Below are 22,966 nucleotides of genomic sequence, written 5' to 3' on the forward strand. Positions count from 1 at the left end.
AATTAATTTAAATAACCTATACGACCAATATCATTAAAATTCATCCATATAAAAAAAGCTCTACCTACAATATTGTGATATGGAACAAATCCCCAATATCTACTATCAAAGCTATTATCTCTATTATCACCCATAACAAAATAATTATCATCAGGAACTATACAACTAAAATCACCATCAGAATATTTAAAATTTTCTAAAAATGGAAATTTGAAATGTGGACTCAAACTATTGATATATCCTTCATTTGATAATATTTTATAAACAATATTATCTAAAAACTCATTATATCTATTAATAAAACGCATAGAATTATGATCATAATAAAAACCATCTCTATGATTATCTATTTCAATATCGTTGATGAATAGTTGTTTTTTTTTGTAGGATATTTTATCCCCTGGTAAACCTATTATGCGTTTTATATAGTCAACTTTCTTAGAGTAAGGATAATGAAATACAATTACATCGCCTCTTTTAGGTTTTGATAATAATAGAATATCATAATTTAAAAATGGTAACTTTATACTATAACTATGTTTATTCACTATAATAAAATCACCTGGTTGTAAAGTAGGCAACATAGACTCGGAAGGAATACGAAATGGCTCAAAAACAAAAGATCTAAATAAAAAAACTACTAATAGAACAGGAAAAATATTTATAGAACAGTTTGATAAATAAAGTAATTTCTTATAATAAATATTACCTGTATCAGAGGTTATATTTTTTCTTCTGCGTAAATATAAGATATTAATCAACCACAACATAGCTGTTGTTAGTAATATAATAAACAAAAATAAATTAAATAATTGACTCATTAAATTAATAAATTTTATTTGTCATCGACTTTTAGGACTGCTAAAAAAGCGTCTTGTGGTATTTCAATATTGCCAACATTCTTCATTCTTTTCTTTCCAGCTTTTTGCTTTTCTAATAATTTTTTCTTTCTGCTTATATCTCCACCATAACACTTAGCCAAAACATTTTTTCGTAACGCTTTAACATTTTCACGAGCTATAATGTCAGATCCTATAGCTGCTTGAATAACAACATCGTACATCTGTCTAGGAATAACAGATCTCATGCGTACTACCATATTACGAGCACGCAAACGAGCATTTGCACGATGAACTATCATAGATAAAGCATCAATTTTATTATTATTTATAATAACATCAACTTTTACAACATCTGCGGCACGATACTCTAAAAACTCATAATCCATAGAGGCATAACCATGAGATATAGATTTCAAGCGATCAAAAAAATCTAAAACAATCTCAGCTAATGGCATCTCATAAGTTATATTTACTTGACGTCCATAGTAAACCATGTCTACTTGAACTCCACGCTTACTATTACATAAAGTCATAACTATACCAACATAGTCTTTAGGCATAAATAACTTAACAATTACTATCGGCTCACGAATTTCTTCCAAAGAGCCTGATATTGGCATATGTGATGGACTACCTATCATTTCTACGGCACCACTTTTTCTTGCTACCTGATACACAACAGATGGAGCAGTAGTAATTATATTCATACTGAATTCACGTTCCAGTCTTTCCTGTACAATTTCCATATGCAATAAACCAAGAAAACCACAACGGAATCCAAAACCGAGCGCCTCAGAAGATTCAGGCTCAAATACTAATGAAGCATCATTTAGCTTTAATTTATTTAAAGATATATGTAACTGTTCATATTCGGAATTTTCAACTGGATAAATTCCGGCAAAAACTTGAGACTGAACATTTTTAAATCCTGGCAAAGGATCTAACGATGGATTCATATATGTAGTAATAGTATCTCCAACTTTAGCATGTTGAAGGTCTCTGATCCCAGCAACAACAAAACCAACATCTCCAGCTGATAATAAGTCTCTTGACTCTGATTTAGGAGTGAATACACCGGTTTGTTCACATATATACGTACAATTAGTTGACATAAATAGAATTTTATCTTTTGGTCTTAAAATACCATTTACAATCCTAACTAAAGCAACAACTCCTATATAACTATCAAACCAAGAATCTATAATAAGAGCTTGTAACGGCTGATCAAATGATCCTTTAGGCGAAGGTATTTTCGTAACTATTAACTCCAAGATATCATCTATGCCAACACCAGTTTTTGCACTTATAGAAATAGCATTTTTAGAATCTATTCCTATAAAATCTTCAATTTCCTTTTTGACACTACATGGATCAGATTGTGGTAAATCAATTTTATTTAGTACTGGCAAAACCTCAACACCCAAATCAATTGCCATATAACAATTTGCAACAGTCTGAGCTTCTACACCTTGAGAAGCATCTACAACTAATAATGCACCTTCACATGCAGAAAGAGAACGACTCACTTCATATGAAAAATCTACATGACCAGGAGTATCTATCATATTTAATTTATATGTAATACCATCTTTTGCTAGATAATTAAGACAAACAGTTTGTGCCTTAATTGTTATACCTCTTTCTCTTTCTATATCCATGGAATCTAAAATCTGATTAGACATCTCCCTTTCTACCAAACCGCCACACTTCTGTATCAAACGATCGGCTAAAGTTGATTTGCCATGGTCAATATGGGCAATAATGGAAAAATTACGAATTTGTTTCATAAATAAAATATTTTTAATACTATAGTTAAATGCAATTCTAAGTAATTGGTTAATATTAGTTATATACTAGTTAAATTTTATAGGAATCCATTGAGTTTGCTCGCCACGTCTTACAAGTAAAGCTAAAGATCTATTTTTACAAAGAGTTTTAATATGTTTTCCAAAATCCTTAACTCCATTTATGCAATACTCGTTAATAGCAAGTATCATGTCTCCTTGTTTTAGACCACAAGAAGCTGCTATTCCGAATGATTTCTTTACCAATACACCACCATTGATCCGTAAATTTGAACAAACATCACTAGGTATATCTGCCACTTTTAAACCAATACTATCAAAAACAATAGAACCTTTATCTAAATTGCTATTATTGTCAACAATACAAGAATTAGCAGATTGAATCTCTCCTACCTTAACATCTATTTTTATCTTCTTTCCATGACGAAATACAATTAGAGTAGATTTGCTTCCTGGTTTTGCTTCTCCAACTATGCGAGGTAAATCTGTATGTTTTTTTATATTCTCATTATTGAAACTTAAAATAACATCACCAGCAATAATACCTGAAAGATCTGCGGGACTACCATTCTCAACGTAACTAACCAAGGCCCCATAAGAATTTACTAATCCAAGAGCATCCGCAACTTCTTTGCTTATTTCTCCTATATGGACTCCAATTCGTCCACGTATAACTTTACCTGATAACCGTAATTGCTCAGCAACTCTCATTGCCTCATCTATTGGGATAGACAGCGAGATACCCATAAACCCACCACTACGTGATATAATTTGAGAGTTTACTCCAATTACCTCGCCATTTAAATTAAGTAGAGGACCACCGGAATTTCCAGGGTTAACAGCAACATCAGCTTGGATAAATGATAAATAATCCCCAGTATCTCTACCTATAGCACTTACTATACCTGCAGTAACAGTAGAGTCCAACCCAAATGGAGATCCTATTGCTAAAACCCATTGCCCCTTTCTAACAAAATTAACACTGCCTATAGATAAAGGCTTGGTGTTTTTATTATCTATTTTCAGTAAAGCAATATCTGTACGATCATCTGTACCAACAACTTTTGCAATAAATTCTTTTCCATCATAAAGAGTAACAATTATTTCTGTTGCATCTATAATAACGTGATTATTGGTCAATATATAACCATCATCAGAAATAAAAAAACCAGACCCCATTCCTCTTGGAATTATTTTTTCTTCGTTAACTTGTGGAGGATAAATAGGAACAGGTTGTTGCAATTGCGGTCCAAAAAACCATCTAAAAAAATCATAAGGATCATTGTTAAAGTTATTGCTAGCATCTCTATTTGCTATATTTGTCATGGTACGTATATTAACAACAGAAGACTCTACTTTCTCAACAATATTTGTAAAATCTGGCAAATTAAGAGAAGAATTATTTGTTAAACCAGCTATAGATTGCGCGTAAACAGAGATATAGCACGAGGCTAAACACAATTTTATTATGATTAACGTTGATAAGAATATCCTAGAAATAAAAAGTCTAGATACTTTAATTTCCAACATCTATAAATCCTCATTTTAAATATAATAGGGAAACAAATCTAAAATTAACTAAGAGCATCTGTGACTTTAGTAATTAAAAATATTTCCCAATTAAATAATTTTTTAAAAAATAATATATAAACTATTTTACAAATTACATAATATATAAAATCTATAAAAATAAACTCTACATTTTACGCATAATGATAGTACCATTGGTACCACCAAAACCAAATGAATTAGAAATTGCAACATTAATATTCATATCTCTAGCATCTTTTGAGCAATAATCTAAATCACAATCACTATCTTGATTAAATATATTAATAGTTGGAGGAGATATTTGTTTATAGACTGCCATAGCTGTAAATATAGCCTCAATACCACCAGCAGCTCCCAATAAATGACCTGTCATGGATTTAGTTGAGTTAACTACCAAATTATATGCGTGATCTTTAAAAAGCATTTTTAAAGCATCCGTTTCATTCCTATCGCCTATAACAGTAGAAGTTCCATGAGCATTTACATAATCTACTTGATCGTAATTAATGCTTCCATTTTTCAATGCCATTAACATTCCATTATAAGCCCCATCTTTATTAGGAGAGGTAATATGAAATGCATCTGAACTCATGCCATATCCGACTAGCTCACTATAAATTCTAGCGCCACGACGTTTTGCATGCTCATACTCTTCTAGAACTACTACACCTGCTCCTTCACCTAAAACAAATCCATCCCTATCTTTATCCCAAGGCCTAGAAGCTGTTTTAGGATCATCATTGCGCTCAGACAAAGCACGCATAGCAGCAAAACCACCTACGCCAAGCGGAGAAACAGTTGATTCTGCTCCTCCAGCCAACATAACATCGGCGTCACCATATTCTATTAAACGAGATGCATCTCCTATACAATGTAACCCTGTGGTACAAGCAGACACAAGAGCATAATTAGGACCTTTAAAACCATACAATATTGAAACATGCCCAGATATTAGGTTAATAAGTGATGCTGGAACAAAAAATGGTGATATCCTGCGTAAACCTCTATCTAAAACTTCTGTCTGCGTCTCTTCTATTTTCTGCAAACCACCAATACCTGATCCTACTACAACACCAATCCTACTTGCATTAGTTTCGTTTAATTCCAAACCACAATCTTGCCATGCCTGTATACTAGCAGCAACGCCGTAGTGAATAAAGGTATCCATATGACGAGCTTCCCTAGCCGGAATATAACTAGAAATATCAAAATTAGAAACCTCTCCAGCTATACGAACAGAAAGATTAGAAGGATTAAATTTAGTAATTAATCCAATGCCAGAAACACCATTAACTATATTATCCCAAGCAATATTTAAACTATTACCAACAGGTGAAACTATACCAATACCAGTAACAACTACTCGCCGTTTCAACAGACACTCCTTAACTAGAAAAAACGGTTACCAAATATAAAACTATAAATCGAAGCTAAATACAATAGAATTTGGCATCATAATTCACAAGACATCTATGCCAAATGCTAAAAATATTACTTCTTGACTGAGATATAGTCTATGGCCTGTTGAACCGTTGTGATTTTCTCAGCATCCTCATCTGGAATCTCAGTCTCGAACTCATCTTCCAATGCCATAACCAATTCAACCATATCAAGAGAGTCAGCCCCAAGATCATCTATAAAAGATGAATTTATACTTATATCAGACTCGCCTACACCTAGTTGCTCAGATACAATCTTCCTAACACGCTGCTCTATACTATCCATCTACATCCCCAAATTACAATAACAAAATTATAAAAATAATACTTTAAAAAATACAAATGGCTTATTAATACCATTCCCCACAAATAATCTAAATATGCCACTAAGATTTTACATGTGCATCCCTCCATTCACATGCAAAGTGGTACCATTTATGTAGCTAGCTTTAGAACTTGCTAAAAATGATACAGCATAAGCTATATCATCATCAGAACCAAGTCTACCTGATGGTATCTGTTTTAATATCAAATCAATTTTTTCTTGACTTATAGCTTTAGTCATATCTGTATCTATAAAACCAGGAGCTACGCAATTTACTGTTATACCTCGGCTACCTAACTCCTTAGCTAAAGATTTCGAAAATCCAGAAATAGCAGCTTTTGAAGCTGCATAATTAGCTTGACCTTTGTTGCCTATGGAACCGATAACTGATGTAATATTAATTATGCGACCCCATCTTTTTTTCATCATGTTATGCAAAACAAACTTAGTAATACGAAAAACAGAATTAAGATTAGTATTAATAACATCATTCCATTCTTCATCTTTCATTCTTATGAAAAGCATATCTCTTGTAATACCAACATTATTAACTAAAATATCAATATTAAACATATCATTTGCAAGACTATCTAGTGCTAAATTACAACCATCAATATCATTTACATTTAAAACAATACCTTTAACTCCTAAACCACCTAAATCAGCATTAATTATATCCACTCCAGACTCGCTAGTTGCTGTTCCTATAACACTAGCCCCTCTATAAGCTAATTCTTTTGCAATAGCTCTACCTATACCTCTCGTTGCTCCAGTTACGAAAGCATTCTTTCCTTTAAGTTCCATAAAGCAACTCACATAGTATTAATTAACAAGCATAATGGCTTTATTTAAAGAATTATAATCTCTAATAGATATTGTTACTAACTCTGGGTCTATACGTTTAATTAAGTTAGACAAAACACTACCAGGACCAAATTCTAAAATATGAGTTACGCCCATCATTTTCATATATTGAACAGTCTCAACCCATCGTACTGGACTCCAGGCTTGACGAACCAATGCATCACGAATTAAAACTGGATCATTTTCTATTTTAACATCTACATTATTTATAACATCTACTTTTGGTGCTTTTATATCAATAGAATCAAGAAAATAAAATAAATATTTTGATATTGGTTTTAATATTGTCGAATGAAACGGAGCTGAAACAGGAAGCATAATAGTACGTTTTGCACCCAAAGCTTTTGCCTCTTTACAAGAGCTAATTACAGCATCTTTATGTCCTGCAATCACAATCTGTAAAGGAGAATTATAATTAGCTATCTCAACAATATGAACATCATTGCTATTTCTATTACAGATTAATACTACATCATCTTGTTCTATGCCAATAATCGCAGCCATAGCGCTATGATCAGCAGGAATAACAGATTGCATTAATTCAGCTCTATAACGAACTAACCTCAAACAGTCAGAAAAAGAGATAGCTCCAGAAGCAGCCAAAGCTGTATATTCCCCTAAACTATGTCCTGCCATAATATCAGGATCCCTACCACCAGATTCACGCCATACTAAAAAAAATGATAGGCATACAGCTAACATTATAGGTTGAGTATTAACAGTAAGATTTAGAGATTCCAAAGGACCTTTTGATATAAGACTTTTAAGATCTTGTTTCAATATACTAGAAGCCTCCAGCATAACACTATTTATCGTCTCATTATTCCAAGAATCTAACATTCCTAAATACTGCGATCCTTGGCCTGGAAAAACAAAAGCAATTTTCATATAAATTTCATTAATTAATTTTTTTATATGCGAACCAATAATGATCCCCAGGTAAAACCACCACCAACACCTTGAATAAGAACAAGATCACCATTTTTGATTCTTCCATCTAGTTTTGCAACATTAAAAGCGAGAGGGATACTAGCAGCTGATGTATTAGCATGCTTATCTACAGTTATAACAAACTTATCATTGCTTATACCTAATCTACGACTCAACATTTTTATAATTCTTATATTAGCTTGATGTGGAATAAACCAATTTATACTATTTATATCAACACATGCTTTATCACATACCGCCCGTGCTGATTCTTCCAAAACATATACTGCATTCTTAAAAACCGATTGGCCATCCATCCTTACAAATGGGCAACCATTTACATTGCCCCTATCAAAATGCCCGGAAACACTTAGAATATCTGAGATTGATCCATCTGAAGATATACAGGATGATAATATACCACAATCATAAGAAGCTGTAAGAACAAAAGCACCTGCCCCATCTCCAAAAAGAACACATGTACTACGATCATTCCAATCCAAAATGCGAGAAAACTTTTCAGCTCCAATAACAAGAACATTCTTTGCTTTGCCAGAACAAATAAAACTTTCTGCTGTTGATAAGGAATATATGAACCCACTACAAGCTGCCTGCAAGTCAAAAGCAGCGGCACGACTTGCATTCAACTTGGATTGAACAACACATGCAGTACTTGGAAATACACAATCAGGCGTTGATGTTGCCACTATTATTAAATCAATATCAGATGCATCAATGCCAGAGTCAATTAAAGCCATTCTTGCAGACTCAACAGCCATATGACTAGTATTAACATCAACATCAGCAACATAACGTTGTTTAATACCCGTGCGTTGTACAATCCAATCATCAGAAGTATGAATGCCCCTGCATAATAAATCCTTAGCCAAATCATTATTAGAAACAACTGTACTTGGCAAGAAAGACCCAGAACCAACAATTCTGGTATATATCATAAAACTTCCTGGAAATTATATAGGTCAATCATTATGACCTAAGCAATTGATTAATCTGAGACAACTTATCTATTGTTCTTGCTAAGAGATTATTTATAATAGCCTCGCGAGAGCGTTTTAAAGCAAAATAGAAAGATTTCACATCAGCCGACCCATGACTTTTAAAAACAATACCTCTTAGACCTAATAGAGAGGCCCCATTATATCTCCTATTATCCAATCTATTTTTTAACCTTTTTAATGTCGAATTAGCTATAAAACTAGTAAGCAATGAAAACCAATTACGTTGAAATTCCTCTCTAACTACTCCAGAAAACATCTTAGCAATACCCTCTACTGACTTAAGTACGATATTACCTACAAAACCATCACATACTACAACATTAACTATTCCCTTAAATATATCATTACCCTCTATATTGCCATAAAAATTTAAAGGGCTAGATAATAGAAGATTACTAGCTTCTTTAACAATTTCATTGCCCTTTATAACTTCAGATCCAACATTCAATAGACCAATACTAGGATCTTTAATGTATTCCACTGCCTGTAATAATGCAGTTCCCATTATAGAAAATTGCAACAAATTATTAGCAGAACAATCTACATTTGCACCAAGGTCTAACATGGCAGTAACCCCGCCATTTTGTATCGGAAGAAAAGCAGCAATAGCTGGGCGGTCAATCCCATCTAAAGTCTTTAAAATATATCGTGATATCGCCATCCAAGCACCAGTATTTCCAGCAGAAATACAAGCATCAGCATTGCATTTCTTAACCTCCTGGACTGCAATATACATAGATGATTTTTTCTTTTTTCTAAGAGCTACATCAATAGTATCACTCATGGTTACAACTTCATCTGAATGTACTATGTGAACTCTATTAAAAGGCACTCCATCAATAAGATTGAGGGCAGACTTGATGAGAGGCTCAACACCAACCAACAATAAATCAACATCACCATAATCATTGGCAAAATTAACAGAGGCTGGTACTGTAACGTCTAAACCAAAATCTCCACCCATACAATCAATAGCAATACGCATCAGCTGATTCAACGGAAAATATAATTATTTAAATACTATAGTACCATAGGCCTAATCATCATTTTTTAAATTTATGACTTTTTTCCCTCGATAAAATCCGGTAGAACTTACATGATGACGAAGATGAATCTCTCCTGTTTTAGATTCTATCGCTGTAGAAGGTAACGATAAAAAATCATGAGAACGATGTTTTCCTCTTCTAGAAGAAGATTTTTTATTTTGTTGAACTGCCATTGTAACTCCCTAAAGCCACCTAACCTAATAAAGACAAAGGTATTATAATAATTAACTAGAATTAAATAAATACCCACTAATTAAATAAAACATTAAAAAATACTAACAAGCAAATAATATAATTAGCAAGTATAATTGAGACTATGTATTAATCAAAATTCTACACATTAAATAATATTTGTCGCTAATATAAATATGCAAAAAGAATAAATTACTAAAAAACTAGATATAGAAGGAAAAATGAAGTTATAAGTTATTCTTAGAGACATCATCCGTAATTCTAACATATCGATAAACAGCAATATCATTATGAATAATAAAACATCAATAAAATTAATCCTAGCTTCTAGTTCTGTATATCGCAAAGAACTATTGTCAAGATTATATATACCATTTACAATCATATCACCTGACATAGATGAGAATCCTCTACAAAAAGAGACTCCAGAGGAAACAGCATTAAGATTATCTACAAGCAAAGCAAAACATATATCAGAATCTAATCCTGGATTTACTATAATAGGAGCTGATCAAGTATGCTCATGCGATGGTATACTTATAGGGAAATCTGGGGAATTTAATAATGCAAAAAAACAACTACAATTTATGTCAGACAAGAGAGTCTTCTTTATTAGCGCAATATCAATAACGAACGGTAATAAAACGTTATCATCATCAGTTACAACAGAATGCAAATTCAAGCATCTAAGCGATGACAAAATCGAACATTACCTTCAAAAAGAAAAACCATATGATACAGCAGGAAGTGTTAAAATGGAGAAACTAGGTATAACTTTGGTAGAATACGTAAAAAGTGATGACCCTACTGCAATACTAGGTTTACCACTTATTAAGCTTACAGAATTTCTTAAAGAATTTAGCATTATATCTATGTAATTAAGAAAAATGATATCTACATTACATCTTATACCAGTTGGAATAAGCGATTCCAATCTGAAATTTTGGATGCCTTTGGAAGCTCTCAAACAGGCAAGGTCACTTAATGTATATATAGCAGAGAATGCTAAGACAGCACGATCTTTTTTAAAAGATATAGGATCATCTCACCAATTAAATGATATAACGATACACCAACTGTCAAAAAATATTACTAAGGAACAAATAATAAGATGGTTATCTTGCGTTAAACAAGGGAAAGAAATTGGACTAATCTCAGAGGCAGGTTGTCCTGCGATAGCAGACCCTGGATCAGATGTTGTTTCATTAGCTCAATCTATGGGAATAAGAATAAAACCATGGACAGGACCATCATCAATTTTCCTAAGCTTAATGGCCAGTGGACTGAATGGACAAAGTTTTGCTTTTAGAGGATATCCGCCTATAAAACCAGATGAGCTAAAAAGAAAAATCATATCTTGGGAAAATGAGTCTAAAAATATCAATCAAACTCAAATTATGATAGAAACACCTTATCGTAATATGCGTTTATTGCAATCTGCAATGGATAACCTAAAGCAAGATACAATGTTATGCATAGCATCTTCTATAACATCAGAAAGTGAGTATATAAGAACACTATCAATTCTTGAATGGAAAAAAACACCACTGGACTCCATACAAAAAAAACCAACAATATTTCTCTTCCTTGCAAAAGGCATAAAATAGACCTCTATTAGCAAATACCATCTAGTTTTATTAAAAGATTACTAAAATCATTTGGCAAGTCTGATACTATTTTGAGGTTTTTTTCAGTATTCGGATGTGAAAATATTAGACTATGTGCATGTAAGAATAATCTTTTAGAGACTAATTTACTTATTTTTTCATTAAAAAGAGATAAATCAATACCATACTTAGTATCACCAACAATTGGGAATCCAATAGAGGATAAATGAACTCTTATCTGATGAGTTCTACCACTATATAGCTCAACCTCAACCAAACTACAACTGTCTCCATAATTCCTTATGAGATTTACTGCAGTATGAGCCTCTTGACCATTTGGATCCACTTTCACCCTTCTTTCCCCTGTCTTTGTTATCCATTTAGATAAAGAAGATTTAATATGTTGACGCTGATTTAGCCATCTTCCATGAACTAAGGCAACATATCTTTTATCAATTAATCGATCTCTTAACTTAGAATGCATGGCTAGAAGAGTACTACGTTTTTTTGCTAAAATAAGCAGACCAGACGTATCACGATCTAGTCTATGCACTAACTCTAAAAAACTATTTTCTTTATAATATTCCCTTACTTGTTCTATAACACCGAAAGATATTCCACTTCCACCATGGACAGCTACGCCAGATGGCTTATTTATAACTAGCAAATAATCATCCTCATACGCTACTGAAAACTTTCTTGGTAAAATTTTAGAATTTTGTAATCTGCTACTAGCAGGAACTGAAAGTTGAAAAATAGAGACAATATCAGATAATTGCAGTCTGTAATTTATATCAACTTTTTTATTATTTACTTTTACATATCTAGTACGTATCATTTTGTAAATGTGGCTTTTAGGTACACCTTTACAAATTTTTAATAAAAAATTATCTAGCCTTTGTCCATAAAGATCTTCTGTAATAGTTAAATTTTTCACAATAGAACCGACATAGTTAATAAAGTTTCTTTTCTCATATCAGAAAGCGACATATAATCAATATAATCTAATGAATTAGTTATTTAGCTTTTTTAATATAACAGTCACCATGAGTTGTGTAAATTAATTAAAATCTTAAAATCATAGATGCTATTGAGATTTTGCTATATGTCAACCTAATTCATAGATTTGCTATAAATTCTAGTTCTATCTCTTATTAGAAATGAGATGGCTAGTAGCTAGTTTTTATGATCTGCAAGATTAGAGATTTTAAGGCAGAAGATATACAGTGTTTATTTAAAACAGGTTCTTAGTAACAGTAACCTGAAAGTAACTAATTAATACATGTACACCTAGAACAAGATATTAAAAGATTGTATGTAACATGTAAATTGAATCTACTGGCGCACAGAAAATACCTACTCAAGAATATTTAATTCAAAGATCATATTGATTAAAAATTAAAAGCCTGTTTTGGCATATGGTAATGGAGAGTACCAATAATGAAAAGAATGTTATTTAATGCAATGCATCAAGAGGAACTTCGCGTTGCAATTGTTGATGGACAAAAACTTATAGATATCGATATAGAAACAGCTGGTCGCGAACAACGAAAAGGCAATATATACAAAGGAACCATAACGAGAGTAGAACCTGGTCTAGAGGCATGCTTTATCAACTATGGAGAAGAAAAGCATGGCTTCCTTCCTTTTAAAGAAATAACTAAAAATTATTTCAAAGAAGGGATTGATATTAAAGGAGCAAGAATACAAGATGTTATAACAGAAGGACTAGAATTAATAGTACAAGTAGAAAAGGAAGAACGAGGCAATAAAGGTGCGGCGCTTACTACATTCATTTCCCTGGCAGGTAGGTATCTTGTCCTTATGCCAAATAATCCAAGAGGCGGAGGAGTATCTCGTAGAATAGAAGGAGAAGAACGTCAGGAATTACGAGAAACTATGGAACAGTTAAATATTCCTGCGGGAATGAGTATCATAGCGCGTACCGCTGGTATCGGACGCACTTTGAACGAACTTCAGTGGGACTTATCCTATTTGTTGCAATTGTGGAACGCGATATATAAAGCCTCAACAGAAAATAAATCCCCAGTACTTATTTACCTAGAATCTAGTCTAGTAATAAGAGCAATAAGAGATTATTTTTCTCCTAATATTAGTGAAATCCTAATAGATAATGATGATATTGTAAAACAAGCAACTGCATTTATGAGCATAGTAATGCCTGATAATGTTCAGCGTGTAAAACATTATCAATCTGATGTGCCGCTATTTTCAAGATTTCAAATAGAACATCAAATAGAAACTGCTTATTCTCGCATGATACAGCTACCATCTGGTGGCTCAATAGTGATTGATCACACTGAAGCGCTAGTTGCAATAGATGTAAATTCCGCAAGATCTACAAGAGGGGCTGATATTGAAGAAACAGCACTTCAAACGAATCAAGAAGCAGCTGATGAGGTAGCTAGACAACTAAGGCTACGTGATCTAGGTGGGCTAATTGTTATAGATTTTATTGATATGGATGATGCTAAAAATCAAAGATCAGTAGAACAAAGATTGAGAGAAGCTTTAAGGGTGGATAGAGCTAGGGTACAAATGGGGAAAATATCAAAATTTGGCTTAGTAGAATTATCTCGTCAAAGATTACGTCCCGCATTAAATGAGGATTCTCACAAAATTTGTCCGAGATGCACTGGTACCGGAGTTATTAGAGATACAGAATCGAGTGCATTACAAATATTAAGACTAATCCAAGAAGAGGCAATGAAAGAAGGAACTTATATAATACATGCACAAGTTCCAGTAGATGTAGCTACTTATTTGCTTAATGAGAAACGTAATGATATAAATAATATAGAAAGCCAACAAAAGATTAAATTGATATTAATACCAAATAAATATCTAGAAACACCAAATTATAATATTGAGAGACTAAAGCAAGACGATCAAAAACTTGAAGAAAATAGAACTAGCTTTAGACTAATCGACACTCCAATTAATAATATGATAGTTAATGGAGCAGAATTAGAAGATAAAATCCGTCCTGAGGCAATCGTAAAGACAGCTACTCCTTCTCAGCCTGCACCTATACCAACAACCAATAAACCTGTTAATAATATTAAGACAAACAATATATTTAAGAAAATAATATCTTGGATATGGAAAAAGAACACAAAAAACAATGATAATATTGATAGCATATCGAAAACAGAAAATAACAGGATAATAAAGAGCGAAAGAAAATATAAATATAAAAATAAACAGCAAAATAAAATATCAAATAATAGAAAGCATATATCCGATAATTATACTAATGACGTAAGCAATAAAGCTGAATCACAAACAACTTATATTAATAAACAATTAGATATCATTAACGATGATAAATCCATAGGTTTAGCAACAAACAAAAAAAATAAACGAAATAATTTTAATGATCAGATTGTTGTGACAAACGATGAAAAATCATCCAAACAAATTATGCACGATAATATTCTCACAAGCTCAACACCTGATAGTTCAATATCAGAAAAAGGTGAGCGTAAATATGTTAATCGCAGACGACATAATAATAAAAAAAATCGTGATACTGAAAATTCTTTTGTGAAAAACACAGAAAAAATAGAAAACTCATTTACTTCTAACCTAAATACTAATGGAGAAGAAGATAAAAATTCAAAAGAAAATAAAATAATTAATAACTCTGAAAATAATATTGAAAAAATAATAGATAATGATAGTCAATTATTAAAATCAAAATTATCAAATATATCACTAGATAAGACAGGGGCATCTAAAAATATATCTGTCAATCAAGTAATAGATTTTGGCATGTTGAAAATGGTAGAAACAAATATTAATCTTCCTAACAAGTTAGAAGAAAGTAAAACATCTATAAAAATAGAAAGAAAACCATATGTCAGCGATTATGACAAAGAAAATAAAAGCAAGACTTTGATACAAGTAGAAACAAAGAAATAAACAGAAAAACACCCATTCTCTCTGCGGCAATGAATGGGTGTTTTAAAACATCATTTTAATTTTAAATATTACTTATTGCGATTAGACATTAAAATAGAGAGGATATCAGCAATTTTTCTTTTCAAGTTTCTCCTATCTATAACCATATCTATAGCTCCCTTCTGAAGAAGAAACTCAGACCTCTGGAATCCATCTGGTAATTTCTCACGAACAGTCTGCTCTATAACTCTCGGGCCTGCAAAACCTATTAATGCTTTTGGCTCTGCAATTACAACATCCCCCATAAAAGCAAAACTTGCTGAAACACCACCCATAGTAGGATCAGTTAATACACTAATAAATGGCAATTTAGAAGATGAAAGCAATGTCAACATAGCATTCGTTTTAGCCATCTGCATCAAAGAAAATAAACTTTCCTGCATACGAGCCCCGCCAGATGTTGATACACATACAAAAGGGATATTATTATTTATAGAATGTTGAACAGCATCTTTAAATCTCTCACCAACAACAGATCCCATGGACCCGCCCATAAAATCAAACTCAAAACAAGCCAAAACAATTGGAATGCCAAATATAAAACCACTAAAAACAATTAATGCATCTGATTCTCCAGTAGATTTAGAAGCATCATTTAGTCTATCGCTATATTTTTTTTTATCTCTAAATTTTAATACATCAATTGATTTGATCTTGGAAGATATTTCTACTCTGTTTTCGATATCCAACATATAATTAACACGTGTTCTAGCACGTATTCTCATATGATAATCACATTTTGGACAAACCTGAAGACTATCAACTAAATCATCGCTATATAAAACAGACTCGCAAGAGCTACACTTAACCCATAGTCCCTCAGGAACACGCCTAATGCCACTATCATTAGACCTGTTTATTCGTGGTAAAAGCTTACCAAACCAACTCATTTGAGATCTTCTCAAGCATAAAGTAATAATAAAAGAAATAGTGCTATTTCAATACATTATTAATTGTAGATATAAAATTGACTGCAGCTTCTATGGCGCACTCTTCTTTTTCTCCAATCTTTGCATCATTGAATGCTTGCTCCATTAATTCTATAATTTTACTTCCTATAACTATAGCATCAGATAGAATAGCAATTCTTCTTGCTGTGTCTGCATCTCTAACACCAAAACCAACCCCAACCGGTATATTTATATATTTGCGAATTGTTTCTAAGCGTTTATTAACGTCACTTACATCTAATTTACTAGATCCAGTAACACCTTTCAGAGAAACATAATATATATAACCACTAGCTATTTCTGAAATAAATTTAATCCTTTCTTCCGTAGATGTAGGAGAAAGCAAAAAAATCTGATGCATATCATTTTTCTTTAATAAATCAGAAAAATAATATGACTCTTCAGGTGGCGAGTCAACTACAAGGACTCCATCAACACCACTATTTTTAGCAAGATTAACAAAATTTTCCTGTCCTATACACTCAATAGGATTTTCATATCCCATTAATACAATTGGAGTTTTAGTATCATCATTACGAAATTTCTCTACAGCAGACAAAACATCCATTATGCCAACACCTTTAGCAATAGATCTTTCTGAAGACTTTTGTATAACTGGTCCATCTGCCATAGGATCTGAAAATGGTATACCTAACTCAATAATATCAGCACCAGACTTAACTAAAGAATGCATCAAAGGTACAGTTATATTAACTGATGGGTCACCAACAGTAATATAAGGAATCAAAGCAGACTTACGACCACTATCTTTAACTCTAAAAAATGCGTTCTTAATTCGATTTGTTTTCATATTTGTACAGTCTATAAAATGATACCAGAGCGCTCGGCAACAGTATGCATATCCTTATCTCCTCGCCCTGACAAATTTACTAAAATAATAGAATCTTTAGGCAAATTGGGAGCTATCTTCATAGCATGAGCAATAGCATGAGAAGACTCTAAGGCTGGCATTATTCCCTCTATAAGACAACAGTCATGAAAAGCCTTTACTGCCTCATCATCCTTTATGCTAACATAGTCAGCTCTTCCTATTTCTTTTAACCAAGCATGTTCTGGGCCAACCCCTGGATAGTCTAATCCTGCAGAAACAGAGTGGGTTTCCTGAATCTGACCATTATTATCCTGAATTACATAGGTACGGTTACCGTGCAGTACACCAACCTTGCCCGCATTTAAAGAAGCTGAATGTCTGCCAGTTTCAATTCCATCACCAGCAGCCTCAACTCCTATTAAATGAATATTTTCATAAGGAATATATGGATAAAATATACCTATAGCATTTGATCCGCCACCAACAGAAGCAATGACATAATCAGGTTGTTTGCCAGCACACTCTGGCATTTGAGTCAAGCATTCTTGTCCTATAATCGCTTGGAAATCTCTAACCATACGAGGATAAGGGTCTGGGCCAGCAACAGTACCAATAATATAAAAAGTGCTATCTATATTTGTTACCCAATCCCGCATCGCTTCATTTAAGGCATCTTTAAGAGTGCAGGATCCTGATTTCACAGGAACGACACTAGCTCCAAATAACTTCATGCGATAAACATTGGAAGCCTGTCTACGTATATCTTCACTGCCCATGTATACAATACATTCCATACCATATCGAGCAGCAACGGCAGCTGTTGCTACTCCATGTTGACCGGCCCCAGTCTCAGCGATTATACGACGCTTACCCATTCTTTGAGCTAACAAAGCCTGACCAACACAATTATTAACTTTATGGGCTCCTGTGTGATTTAAATCCTCACGCTTTAGCCATATCTGAGCCCCACCAATAGATTCTGATAACCTCTTAGCATGATAAATAGGACTAGGCCTACCAACAAAATGCTTGAGCTCATTTTCAAACTCTTTTCTAAACTCAGAGTCAAATCTATACTTGTCGTAGGAAGAACGAAGATCACTCAATGCATGTATAAGCGTTTCAGCTACAAAAATACCACCATACGGACCAAAGTGTCCGGCTTCATCAGGATAGTTATAACTCACGAACAATATTCTCCGTTAAAGGCAACAGGCAAACACTAACAAAATACCAAGTAATGGCTAATTATAACCTAATATTTAATCAAAATGTAAACATGTCCCCTAAAATTTATACTTGTTATATTAATGCATAACAACTTTGATAATTGCAATTAATAGCTTGCAACTTAAGATTTATAAATAAAGAATGTTTCTTCATAATAATTTGCTACCATAAATATTATCTATACTAATTTTTCTAAACTTTTTATAATACCAGTGCGCTGCCAATCCATATTCTGCAAAATTATGCATATCACCAGTTCTTATTTGAATTTCTATTAAATAATTATATTTATCTATAACAACAGTATGCAATGACTGATAACCATTTGGTTTAGGTCTAGATATATAGTCATCAAACTCCTCTGGTATATGACTCCATAACTTGTGCACTATGTCAAGCACCATGTAACATGTTTTCACGTCTTTAACCACAATTCTCAATGCACTTAGATCATATAACTTCGCAAAATCAACGTTCTTAATAAGCATTTTATTCCATATACTATATATATGTTTTAGCCTTCCAGTAATCTCTGCTTTGATTCCATATCTATCAAGCACATGTCTGATTTTACTTAAAGTGTTCTCTATAAATAACTCATGCTCAACTTTTTTGCCATCAAATAATAATGCTATTCGATCGTACTGTTCAGGATATAGAGTCTTAAATGCCATATCCTCAATCACACACATTGTCTTATAAATACATGGATAACTTAAAGTATGTAGTCTTGATAAAAATCTATATAGAATAGCTTTAAAATCTACTTTCATGGCTAAAAACATATTTTTTAAAGTTCTATTATTATTGTTACTTTTATCAATACAATGTTTATTATAATTAGGATCACATATTGATAAACTCTCGTTGTAATCAAGATTAAAGAAATTCAAAAAACTAAGATTATTCTTGTTTGTCACTAGAAAATCATAAGTCGCAATGGAAGATAGAATATAAATATGTAGATTTCTGTCAATATTAACAATTGAAGGATTAGATATAGTCATTAATATGCTAGTATTTAAGGCTAATGGAAGAACAATATCTGACATTTTATCAAGATTACTATTTTCTGCATAAAAACAGGAACAAGCAGTTAGTGATAACTTGCTGTCTATTTTAGTAATTTTTGATATGGGTAGCGATAAAATTAAAGATTCAGAATTATTCATATATAGGTCAAATTAAGTATCTATTTAAATATAAGAATAATCATAATAAAAAATCTCCTAAATCAATGGTAGATCAAAAACCTTTCTAATATATGACAAGTACTCTGGGTCTTCGCATATTATTTTCTCAGGAGAATCTGAGACTTTTGCTACTGGTTGATCATTACAGCGAACCATTTTCATTACTATTTGCAAAGGAGCTTTACCCATATCATTAGTTAAATTAGTACCTATTCCAAAAGCAACCCTACATCTTCCTGAAAAATGACGTAATAATTTTATAGCTAATGGAAAAGTTAAAGAATCAGAAAAAACTAAAGTTTTATCCCTATAATCAACCCTATTTTTTGAATAATGATCTAGCAAACGATCTCCCCAGATAAATGGATCACCTGAGTCATGCCTAACACCATCAAATAATTTACAAAAATAAATATCGAAATCTCTTAAAAAAGCTTCCATCCCATATACATCTGACAGAACAATCCCTAAATCACCTCTATATTCTTTTGCCCATATATCGAAAGCAAATACCTGTGAATCTCTAAGTCTAGGACCTAGAGCCTGACAAGCTTGTAAATATTCATGGCCCATGGTTCCTAACGGAGAAACATCATAACGTTTTGCTAACATAACGTTACTAGTACCAGCAAAATTTTTACCCATAAATTGCTTCATAGTAGAAACAACTTCATCTTGCCACAATTGAGAGAATCTACGCCTAGTACCATATTCAGCAATTCTAAAATCTACTAGATCAGGATCTTTTGATACCAAATTTATCTTGGATCTTAAGCGTTTTCTACCCTCTTCTAAACTAATATTTTTCTTTCGAAAGTAAACTTCGTTCACTATAGCCAAGATGAATATTTCAAATAATATAGTATGTAACCAAGGACCACTTACAGTAATACATATCTCCCCATGATTACTGCCATTTGATATGGAAACACATCTCTCCGGTAAATAAAATAATCTTAAAAAATCTATAAAATCACTCTTTATAAATCTTAATTCCTCTAAATAACTTAATTCCTCCTCAGTGAATCTTAAAGCACATAAATGGCTTATCTCTTCCTGTATTTCTTCAATATGAGAAGCCAAATCTACTCCAGTACTGCGGCATTTGAAACGATAAACAACCTGCGCAGAAGGAAAATGATGCAAAACAACTTGCATCATAGTAAATTTATATAAATCTGTATCAAGCAAAGAAGTTATTATCATATAAAATAAACTTTTCCAGCAAAAACAATGCAATTTAAAATTCACAAAAAGAATAACTAAAAATATAAAAACAAATAAGTTTTTAATGATACATTATTATCTTTTTTTATTATATATTCTATCAAGGAAAGGCTATAGAATGACGCATGTTGTTACTGAAAACTGTATAAACTGCAAATATACAGACTGTGTAGATGTATGCCCTGTTGACTGTTTTCGAGAAGGAGAAAATTTTTTAGTAATAGATCCAGATGAATGTATTGATTGTGCTGTTTGTGTTTCTGAATGCCCAGCTAGCGCTATTTTATATGAAGAGGATTTACCAGAAGATCAAAAAATATTTATATCAATAAATAGTGAACTATCAAAAAAATTTAATAGCATATCAAGATCTAAAGAAGCATATTGCGACGCAGATAAATGGAATGGCGTGGCAGATAAACTTAAACTTTTAAAAAAATAGGTATATTCTATATGATAGTAAATTTGTTAAATAATAATCACAGTTACTCAATCCAAAAGATAAAAAAAATAAATGAATGGGTCCCTGGAAAACTGTTTTCTATAACAATAACAAAAGATAAAAATTTTTTTTTCAAGGCAGGACAATTTACACGCATTGGAGTTGGCATTAACAACGACACTAATAATATAATATGGAGAGCCTATTCAATGGTTAACTCTCCTAATGAAGATTACTTAGAGTTTTATTATGTGATCGTGCCAAATGGAAAATTTAGCAGAATTCTATCTAAACTAAAGTTTGACCAAACATTATTTGTTAGAAGACAGTCTTTTGGTTTTCTAACAATAGATCAATTCCAAAAAAACACTGACAACTTATGGCTAATGGCAACTGGAACAGGAATATCTTCTTACATTTCAATACTAAAAGATAAAAAAACTTGGGACCGTTTTAAAAAAATTATACTTGTACATAGCGTTAGAGAGATAAAAGAATTAACCTACCAAGAGATAATAAATAAAATAAAAATAGAACAATCTACAATTGGAAATATATTAACTTATGTCCCAATAACAACAAAAGAAAATACAGAATGTGTACTACATGAACGCTTGCCAATAATTATAGAAAACAAAAGACTAGAAGAGATGGCTAAAGAAACCCTGGACTGCCGTTGTTCAAGTGTTATGCTCTGTGGAAATCCAGAAATGCTATTAGATGTACGTAAAATATTGATTGAAAAAGGATTCACGACAAAAAATTCTGACAACTCTAAAAATCTAGTTATGGAAAATTATTGGTAAATAAAAACTGTAAATCACTGAATATTAAAAATCACTCCTAAGAAGAATATGTCCCGTAAGGAATTAATAAGTATAATAGATGACTCTTTGCCACAAACTCAATGTAAAAAGTGTGGTTATGAAGACTGTATGTCCTATGCAAATGCAATAGTTAATGAAAACGCTAGTATAAGTTTGTGTGATCCAGGTGGAAATAATGTTACAAAAGAAATTGCTGATAAACTAAAACTAGACGAAACTAATCAACTGGACAGAGATGATTTTAAAAAACAACTAATGTTGGCTTATGTAGAAGAGGATGAGTGCATAGGATGTACTTTATGCATAAAAGCATGCCCTGTAAGCGCTATAATTGGATCTAATAAATTAATGCATTCTGTAATACAAGACTGGTGCACTGGATGCGAGTTGTGTCTAAAAACATGTCCAGTTGATTGTATAAAAATGAAATCATCTGAAAAAATATGGACGAAAGAGGACGCAGAAACAGCACGTAAACGTTATAAAAAAACGAAAGAAAGGATATATAAAAACTCAATTAATAATCACAGCCTAATGAGTAATGTTTATGATAATAAACATGAAGATGAAAACATTGGCGGTGATGACTTAAATCAAAAAAACTCATTAATTGCAAAAATTTTAAAAAAAGCAAGAGATATGCGAACTGACTAAAATTATA

General features: G+C 32.3%; 22 protein-coding genes. 6 read left to right on the plus strand and 16 right to left on the minus strand.

What is annotated here, in order from left to right:
* Nucleotides 1-2: 2 nt before the first annotated feature.
* From lepB to rpmF, 10 genes are all read right to left on the minus strand, one after another.
* On the minus strand, nt 3-821 hold the full coding sequence (gene lepB / locus CKBE_RS03090) for a signal peptidase I (protein WP_015390040.1): 819 nt from the start codon (nt 819-821) through the stop codon (nt 3-5).
* Nucleotides 822-835: 14 nt separating this feature from the next.
* Nucleotides 836-2,629, minus strand: coding sequence for a translation elongation factor 4 (gene lepA, locus CKBE_RS03095; protein WP_015238132.1), 1,794 nt, complete (start codon nt 2,627-2,629; stop codon nt 836-838).
* A gap of 66 nt (nt 2,630-2,695) precedes the next feature.
* On the minus strand, nt 2,696-4,177 hold the full coding sequence (locus CKBE_RS03100) for a Do family serine endopeptidase (RefSeq protein WP_015390041.1): 1,482 nt from the start codon (nt 4,175-4,177) through the stop codon (nt 2,696-2,698).
* Between the two features lie 166 nt (nt 4,178-4,343).
* The gene (gene fabF / locus CKBE_RS03105) at nt 4,344-5,573 is read right to left on the minus strand and encodes a beta-ketoacyl-ACP synthase II (protein ID WP_015238134.1); all 1,230 of its coding nucleotides are present in this window, start codon (nt 5,571-5,573) and stop codon (nt 4,344-4,346) included.
* Nucleotides 5,574-5,689: 116 nt separating this feature from the next.
* A complete protein-coding gene (gene acpP, locus CKBE_RS03110) occupies nt 5,690-5,923 on the minus strand; it encodes an acyl carrier protein (RefSeq protein ID WP_015238135.1) in 234 nt (77 codons plus the stop codon).
* 108 nt (nt 5,924-6,031) lie between these two features.
* Nucleotides 6,032-6,766, minus strand: coding sequence for a 3-oxoacyl-ACP reductase FabG (fabG, locus tag CKBE_RS03115; protein ID WP_015238136.1), 735 nt, complete (start codon nt 6,764-6,766; stop codon nt 6,032-6,034).
* 18 nt (nt 6,767-6,784) lie between these two features.
* On the minus strand, nt 6,785-7,714 hold the full coding sequence (fabD, locus tag CKBE_RS03120) for an ACP S-malonyltransferase (protein ID WP_015238137.1): 930 nt from the start codon (nt 7,712-7,714) through the stop codon (nt 6,785-6,787).
* Nucleotides 7,715-7,737: 23 nt separating this feature from the next.
* Entirely contained in the window at nt 7,738-8,712 is a 975-nt protein-coding gene (locus CKBE_RS03125; RefSeq protein WP_015238138.1) for a beta-ketoacyl-ACP synthase III, read from the minus strand.
* Nucleotides 8,713-8,743: 31 nt separating this feature from the next.
* On the minus strand, nt 8,744-9,763 hold the full coding sequence (plsX, locus tag CKBE_RS03130; RefSeq protein WP_192811412.1) for a phosphate acyltransferase PlsX: 1,020 nt from the start codon (nt 9,761-9,763) through the stop codon (nt 8,744-8,746).
* 48 nt (nt 9,764-9,811) lie between these two features.
* Nucleotides 9,812-9,994, minus strand: a complete 183-nt coding sequence (gene rpmF / locus CKBE_RS03135; protein WP_015390042.1) for a 50S ribosomal protein L32 — start codon at nt 9,992-9,994, stop codon at nt 9,812-9,814.
* 309 nt (nt 9,995-10,303) lie between these two features.
* On the opposite strand from rpmF, the gene CKBE_RS03140 reads away from it, so the two are divergent.
* Both CKBE_RS03140 and CKBE_RS03145 read left to right on the plus strand, forming a co-directional pair.
* Nucleotides 10,304-10,891, plus strand: a complete 588-nt coding sequence (locus CKBE_RS03140) for a Maf family nucleotide pyrophosphatase (RefSeq protein WP_015238140.1) — start codon at nt 10,304-10,306, stop codon at nt 10,889-10,891.
* Nucleotides 10,892-10,900: 9 nt separating this feature from the next.
* Nucleotides 10,901-11,620, plus strand: a complete 720-nt coding sequence (locus tag CKBE_RS03145) for an SAM-dependent methyltransferase (protein WP_015238141.1) — start codon at nt 10,901-10,903, stop codon at nt 11,618-11,620.
* A 7-nt stretch (nt 11,621-11,627) separates the two neighbouring features.
* On the opposite strand, the gene CKBE_RS03150 is transcribed toward CKBE_RS03145, so the two are convergent.
* Nucleotides 11,628-12,557, minus strand: coding sequence for an RluA family pseudouridine synthase (locus CKBE_RS03150; protein ID WP_015238142.1), 930 nt, complete (start codon nt 12,555-12,557; stop codon nt 11,628-11,630).
* A gap of 503 nt (nt 12,558-13,060) precedes the next feature.
* On the opposite strand from CKBE_RS03150, the gene CKBE_RS03155 reads away from it, so the two are divergent.
* Nucleotides 13,061-15,565: an Rne/Rng family ribonuclease gene (locus CKBE_RS03155; protein ID WP_015238143.1), complete on the plus strand. Its 2,505-nt coding sequence runs from the start codon at nt 13,061-13,063 to the stop codon at nt 15,563-15,565.
* Nucleotides 15,566-15,633: 68 nt separating this feature from the next.
* On the opposite strand, the gene accD is transcribed toward CKBE_RS03155, so the two are convergent.
* The 5 genes from accD to pncB form a co-directional block, all read right to left on the minus strand.
* Complete coding sequence (gene accD / locus CKBE_RS03160; protein WP_015238144.1) at nt 15,634-16,494, minus strand: acetyl-CoA carboxylase, carboxyltransferase subunit beta; 861 nt, start codon at nt 16,492-16,494, stop codon at nt 15,634-15,636.
* A gap of 43 nt (nt 16,495-16,537) precedes the next feature.
* Nucleotides 16,538-17,365 carry a tryptophan synthase subunit alpha gene (gene trpA, locus CKBE_RS03165; protein ID WP_015238145.1) on the minus strand — a complete coding sequence of 276 codons (828 nt, stop codon included), beginning with the start codon at nt 17,363-17,365 and terminating at the stop codon, nt 16,538-16,540.
* An 11-nt stretch (nt 17,366-17,376) separates the two neighbouring features.
* Nucleotides 17,377-18,573 carry a tryptophan synthase subunit beta gene (gene trpB / locus CKBE_RS03170; protein WP_015238146.1) on the minus strand — a complete coding sequence of 399 codons (1,197 nt, stop codon included), beginning with the start codon at nt 18,571-18,573 and terminating at the stop codon, nt 17,377-17,379.
* Nucleotides 18,574-18,765: 192 nt separating this feature from the next.
* Nucleotides 18,766-19,788, minus strand: a complete 1,023-nt coding sequence (locus CKBE_RS03175) for an HD domain-containing protein (RefSeq protein WP_015238147.1) — start codon at nt 19,786-19,788, stop codon at nt 18,766-18,768.
* A gap of 57 nt (nt 19,789-19,845) precedes the next feature.
* A complete protein-coding gene (pncB, locus tag CKBE_RS03180; protein WP_015238148.1) occupies nt 19,846-21,015 on the minus strand; it encodes a nicotinate phosphoribosyltransferase in 1,170 nt (389 codons plus the stop codon).
* 139 nt (nt 21,016-21,154) lie between these two features.
* On the opposite strand from pncB, the gene fdxA reads away from it, so the two are divergent.
* The 3 genes from fdxA to CKBE_RS03195 are packed head-to-tail and all read left to right on the plus strand — an operon-like array spanning nt 21,155 to nt 22,959.
* On the plus strand, nt 21,155-21,478 hold the full coding sequence (fdxA, locus tag CKBE_RS03185; protein WP_015238149.1) for a ferredoxin FdxA: 324 nt from the start codon (nt 21,155-21,157) through the stop codon (nt 21,476-21,478).
* An 11-nt stretch (nt 21,479-21,489) separates the two neighbouring features.
* The gene (locus tag CKBE_RS03190; protein WP_015238150.1) at nt 21,490-22,284 is read left to right on the plus strand and encodes a ferredoxin--NADP reductase; all 795 of its coding nucleotides are present in this window, start codon (nt 21,490-21,492) and stop codon (nt 22,282-22,284) included.
* Nucleotides 22,285-22,332: 48 nt separating this feature from the next.
* The gene (locus tag CKBE_RS03195; protein WP_015238151.1) at nt 22,333-22,959 is read left to right on the plus strand and encodes an RnfABCDGE type electron transport complex subunit B; all 627 of its coding nucleotides are present in this window, start codon (nt 22,333-22,335) and stop codon (nt 22,957-22,959) included.
* The last annotated feature ends 7 nt before the right edge of the window (nt 22,960-22,966 follow it).

This window comes from Candidatus Kinetoplastibacterium blastocrithidii (ex Strigomonas culicis) (assembly GCF_000319245.1).
Lineage (GTDB): Bacteria > Pseudomonadota > Gammaproteobacteria > Burkholderiales > Burkholderiaceae_B > Kinetoplastidibacterium > Kinetoplastidibacterium blastocrithidiae.

Coding starts and splice junctions, on each gene's coding strand:
- lepB (WP_015390040.1), bottom strand. CDS start 821: ATGAGTCAATTATTTAATTTATTTTTGTTTATTATATTACTAACAACA.
- lepA (WP_015238132.1), bottom strand. CDS start 2,629: ATGAAACAAATTCGTAATTTTTCCATTATTGCCCATATTGACCATGGC.
- CKBE_RS03100 (WP_015390041.1), bottom strand. CDS start 4,177: ATGTTGGAAATTAAAGTATCTAGACTTTTTATTTCTAGGATATTCTTA.
- acpP (WP_015238135.1), bottom strand. CDS start 5,923: ATGGATAGTATAGAGCAGCGTGTTAGGAAGATTGTATCTGAGCAACTA.
- fabG (WP_015238136.1), bottom strand. CDS start 6,766: ATGGAACTTAAAGGAAAGAATGCTTTCGTAACTGGAGCAACGAGAGGT.
- fabD (WP_015238137.1), bottom strand. CDS start 7,714: ATGAAAATTGCTTTTGTTTTTCCAGGCCAAGGATCGCAGTATTTAGGA.
- CKBE_RS03125 (WP_015238138.1), bottom strand. CDS start 8,712: ATGATATATACCAGAATTGTTGGTTCTGGGTCTTTCTTGCCAAGTACA.
- rpmF (WP_015390042.1), bottom strand. CDS start 9,994: ATGGCAGTTCAACAAAATAAAAAATCTTCTTCTAGAAGAGGAAAACAT.
- CKBE_RS03140 (WP_015238140.1), top strand. CDS start 10,304: ATGAATAATAAAACATCAATAAAATTAATCCTAGCTTCTAGTTCTGTA.
- CKBE_RS03145 (WP_015238141.1), top strand. CDS start 10,901: ATGATATCTACATTACATCTTATACCAGTTGGAATAAGCGATTCCAAT.
- CKBE_RS03155 (WP_015238143.1), top strand. CDS start 13,061: ATGAAAAGAATGTTATTTAATGCAATGCATCAAGAGGAACTTCGCGTT.
- accD (WP_015238144.1), bottom strand. CDS start 16,494: ATGAGTTGGTTTGGTAAGCTTTTACCACGAATAAACAGGTCTAATGAT.
- trpA (WP_015238145.1), bottom strand. CDS start 17,365: ATGAAAACAAATCGAATTAAGAACGCATTTTTTAGAGTTAAAGATAGT.
- CKBE_RS03175 (WP_015238147.1), bottom strand. CDS start 19,788: ATGAATAATTCTGAATCTTTAATTTTATCGCTACCCATATCAAAAATT.
- pncB (WP_015238148.1), bottom strand. CDS start 21,015: ATGATAATAACTTCTTTGCTTGATACAGATTTATATAAATTTACTATG.
- fdxA (WP_015238149.1), top strand. CDS start 21,155: ATGACGCATGTTGTTACTGAAAACTGTATAAACTGCAAATATACAGAC.
- CKBE_RS03190 (WP_015238150.1), top strand. CDS start 21,490: ATGATAGTAAATTTGTTAAATAATAATCACAGTTACTCAATCCAAAAG.
- CKBE_RS03195 (WP_015238151.1), top strand. CDS start 22,333: ATGTCCCGTAAGGAATTAATAAGTATAATAGATGACTCTTTGCCACAA.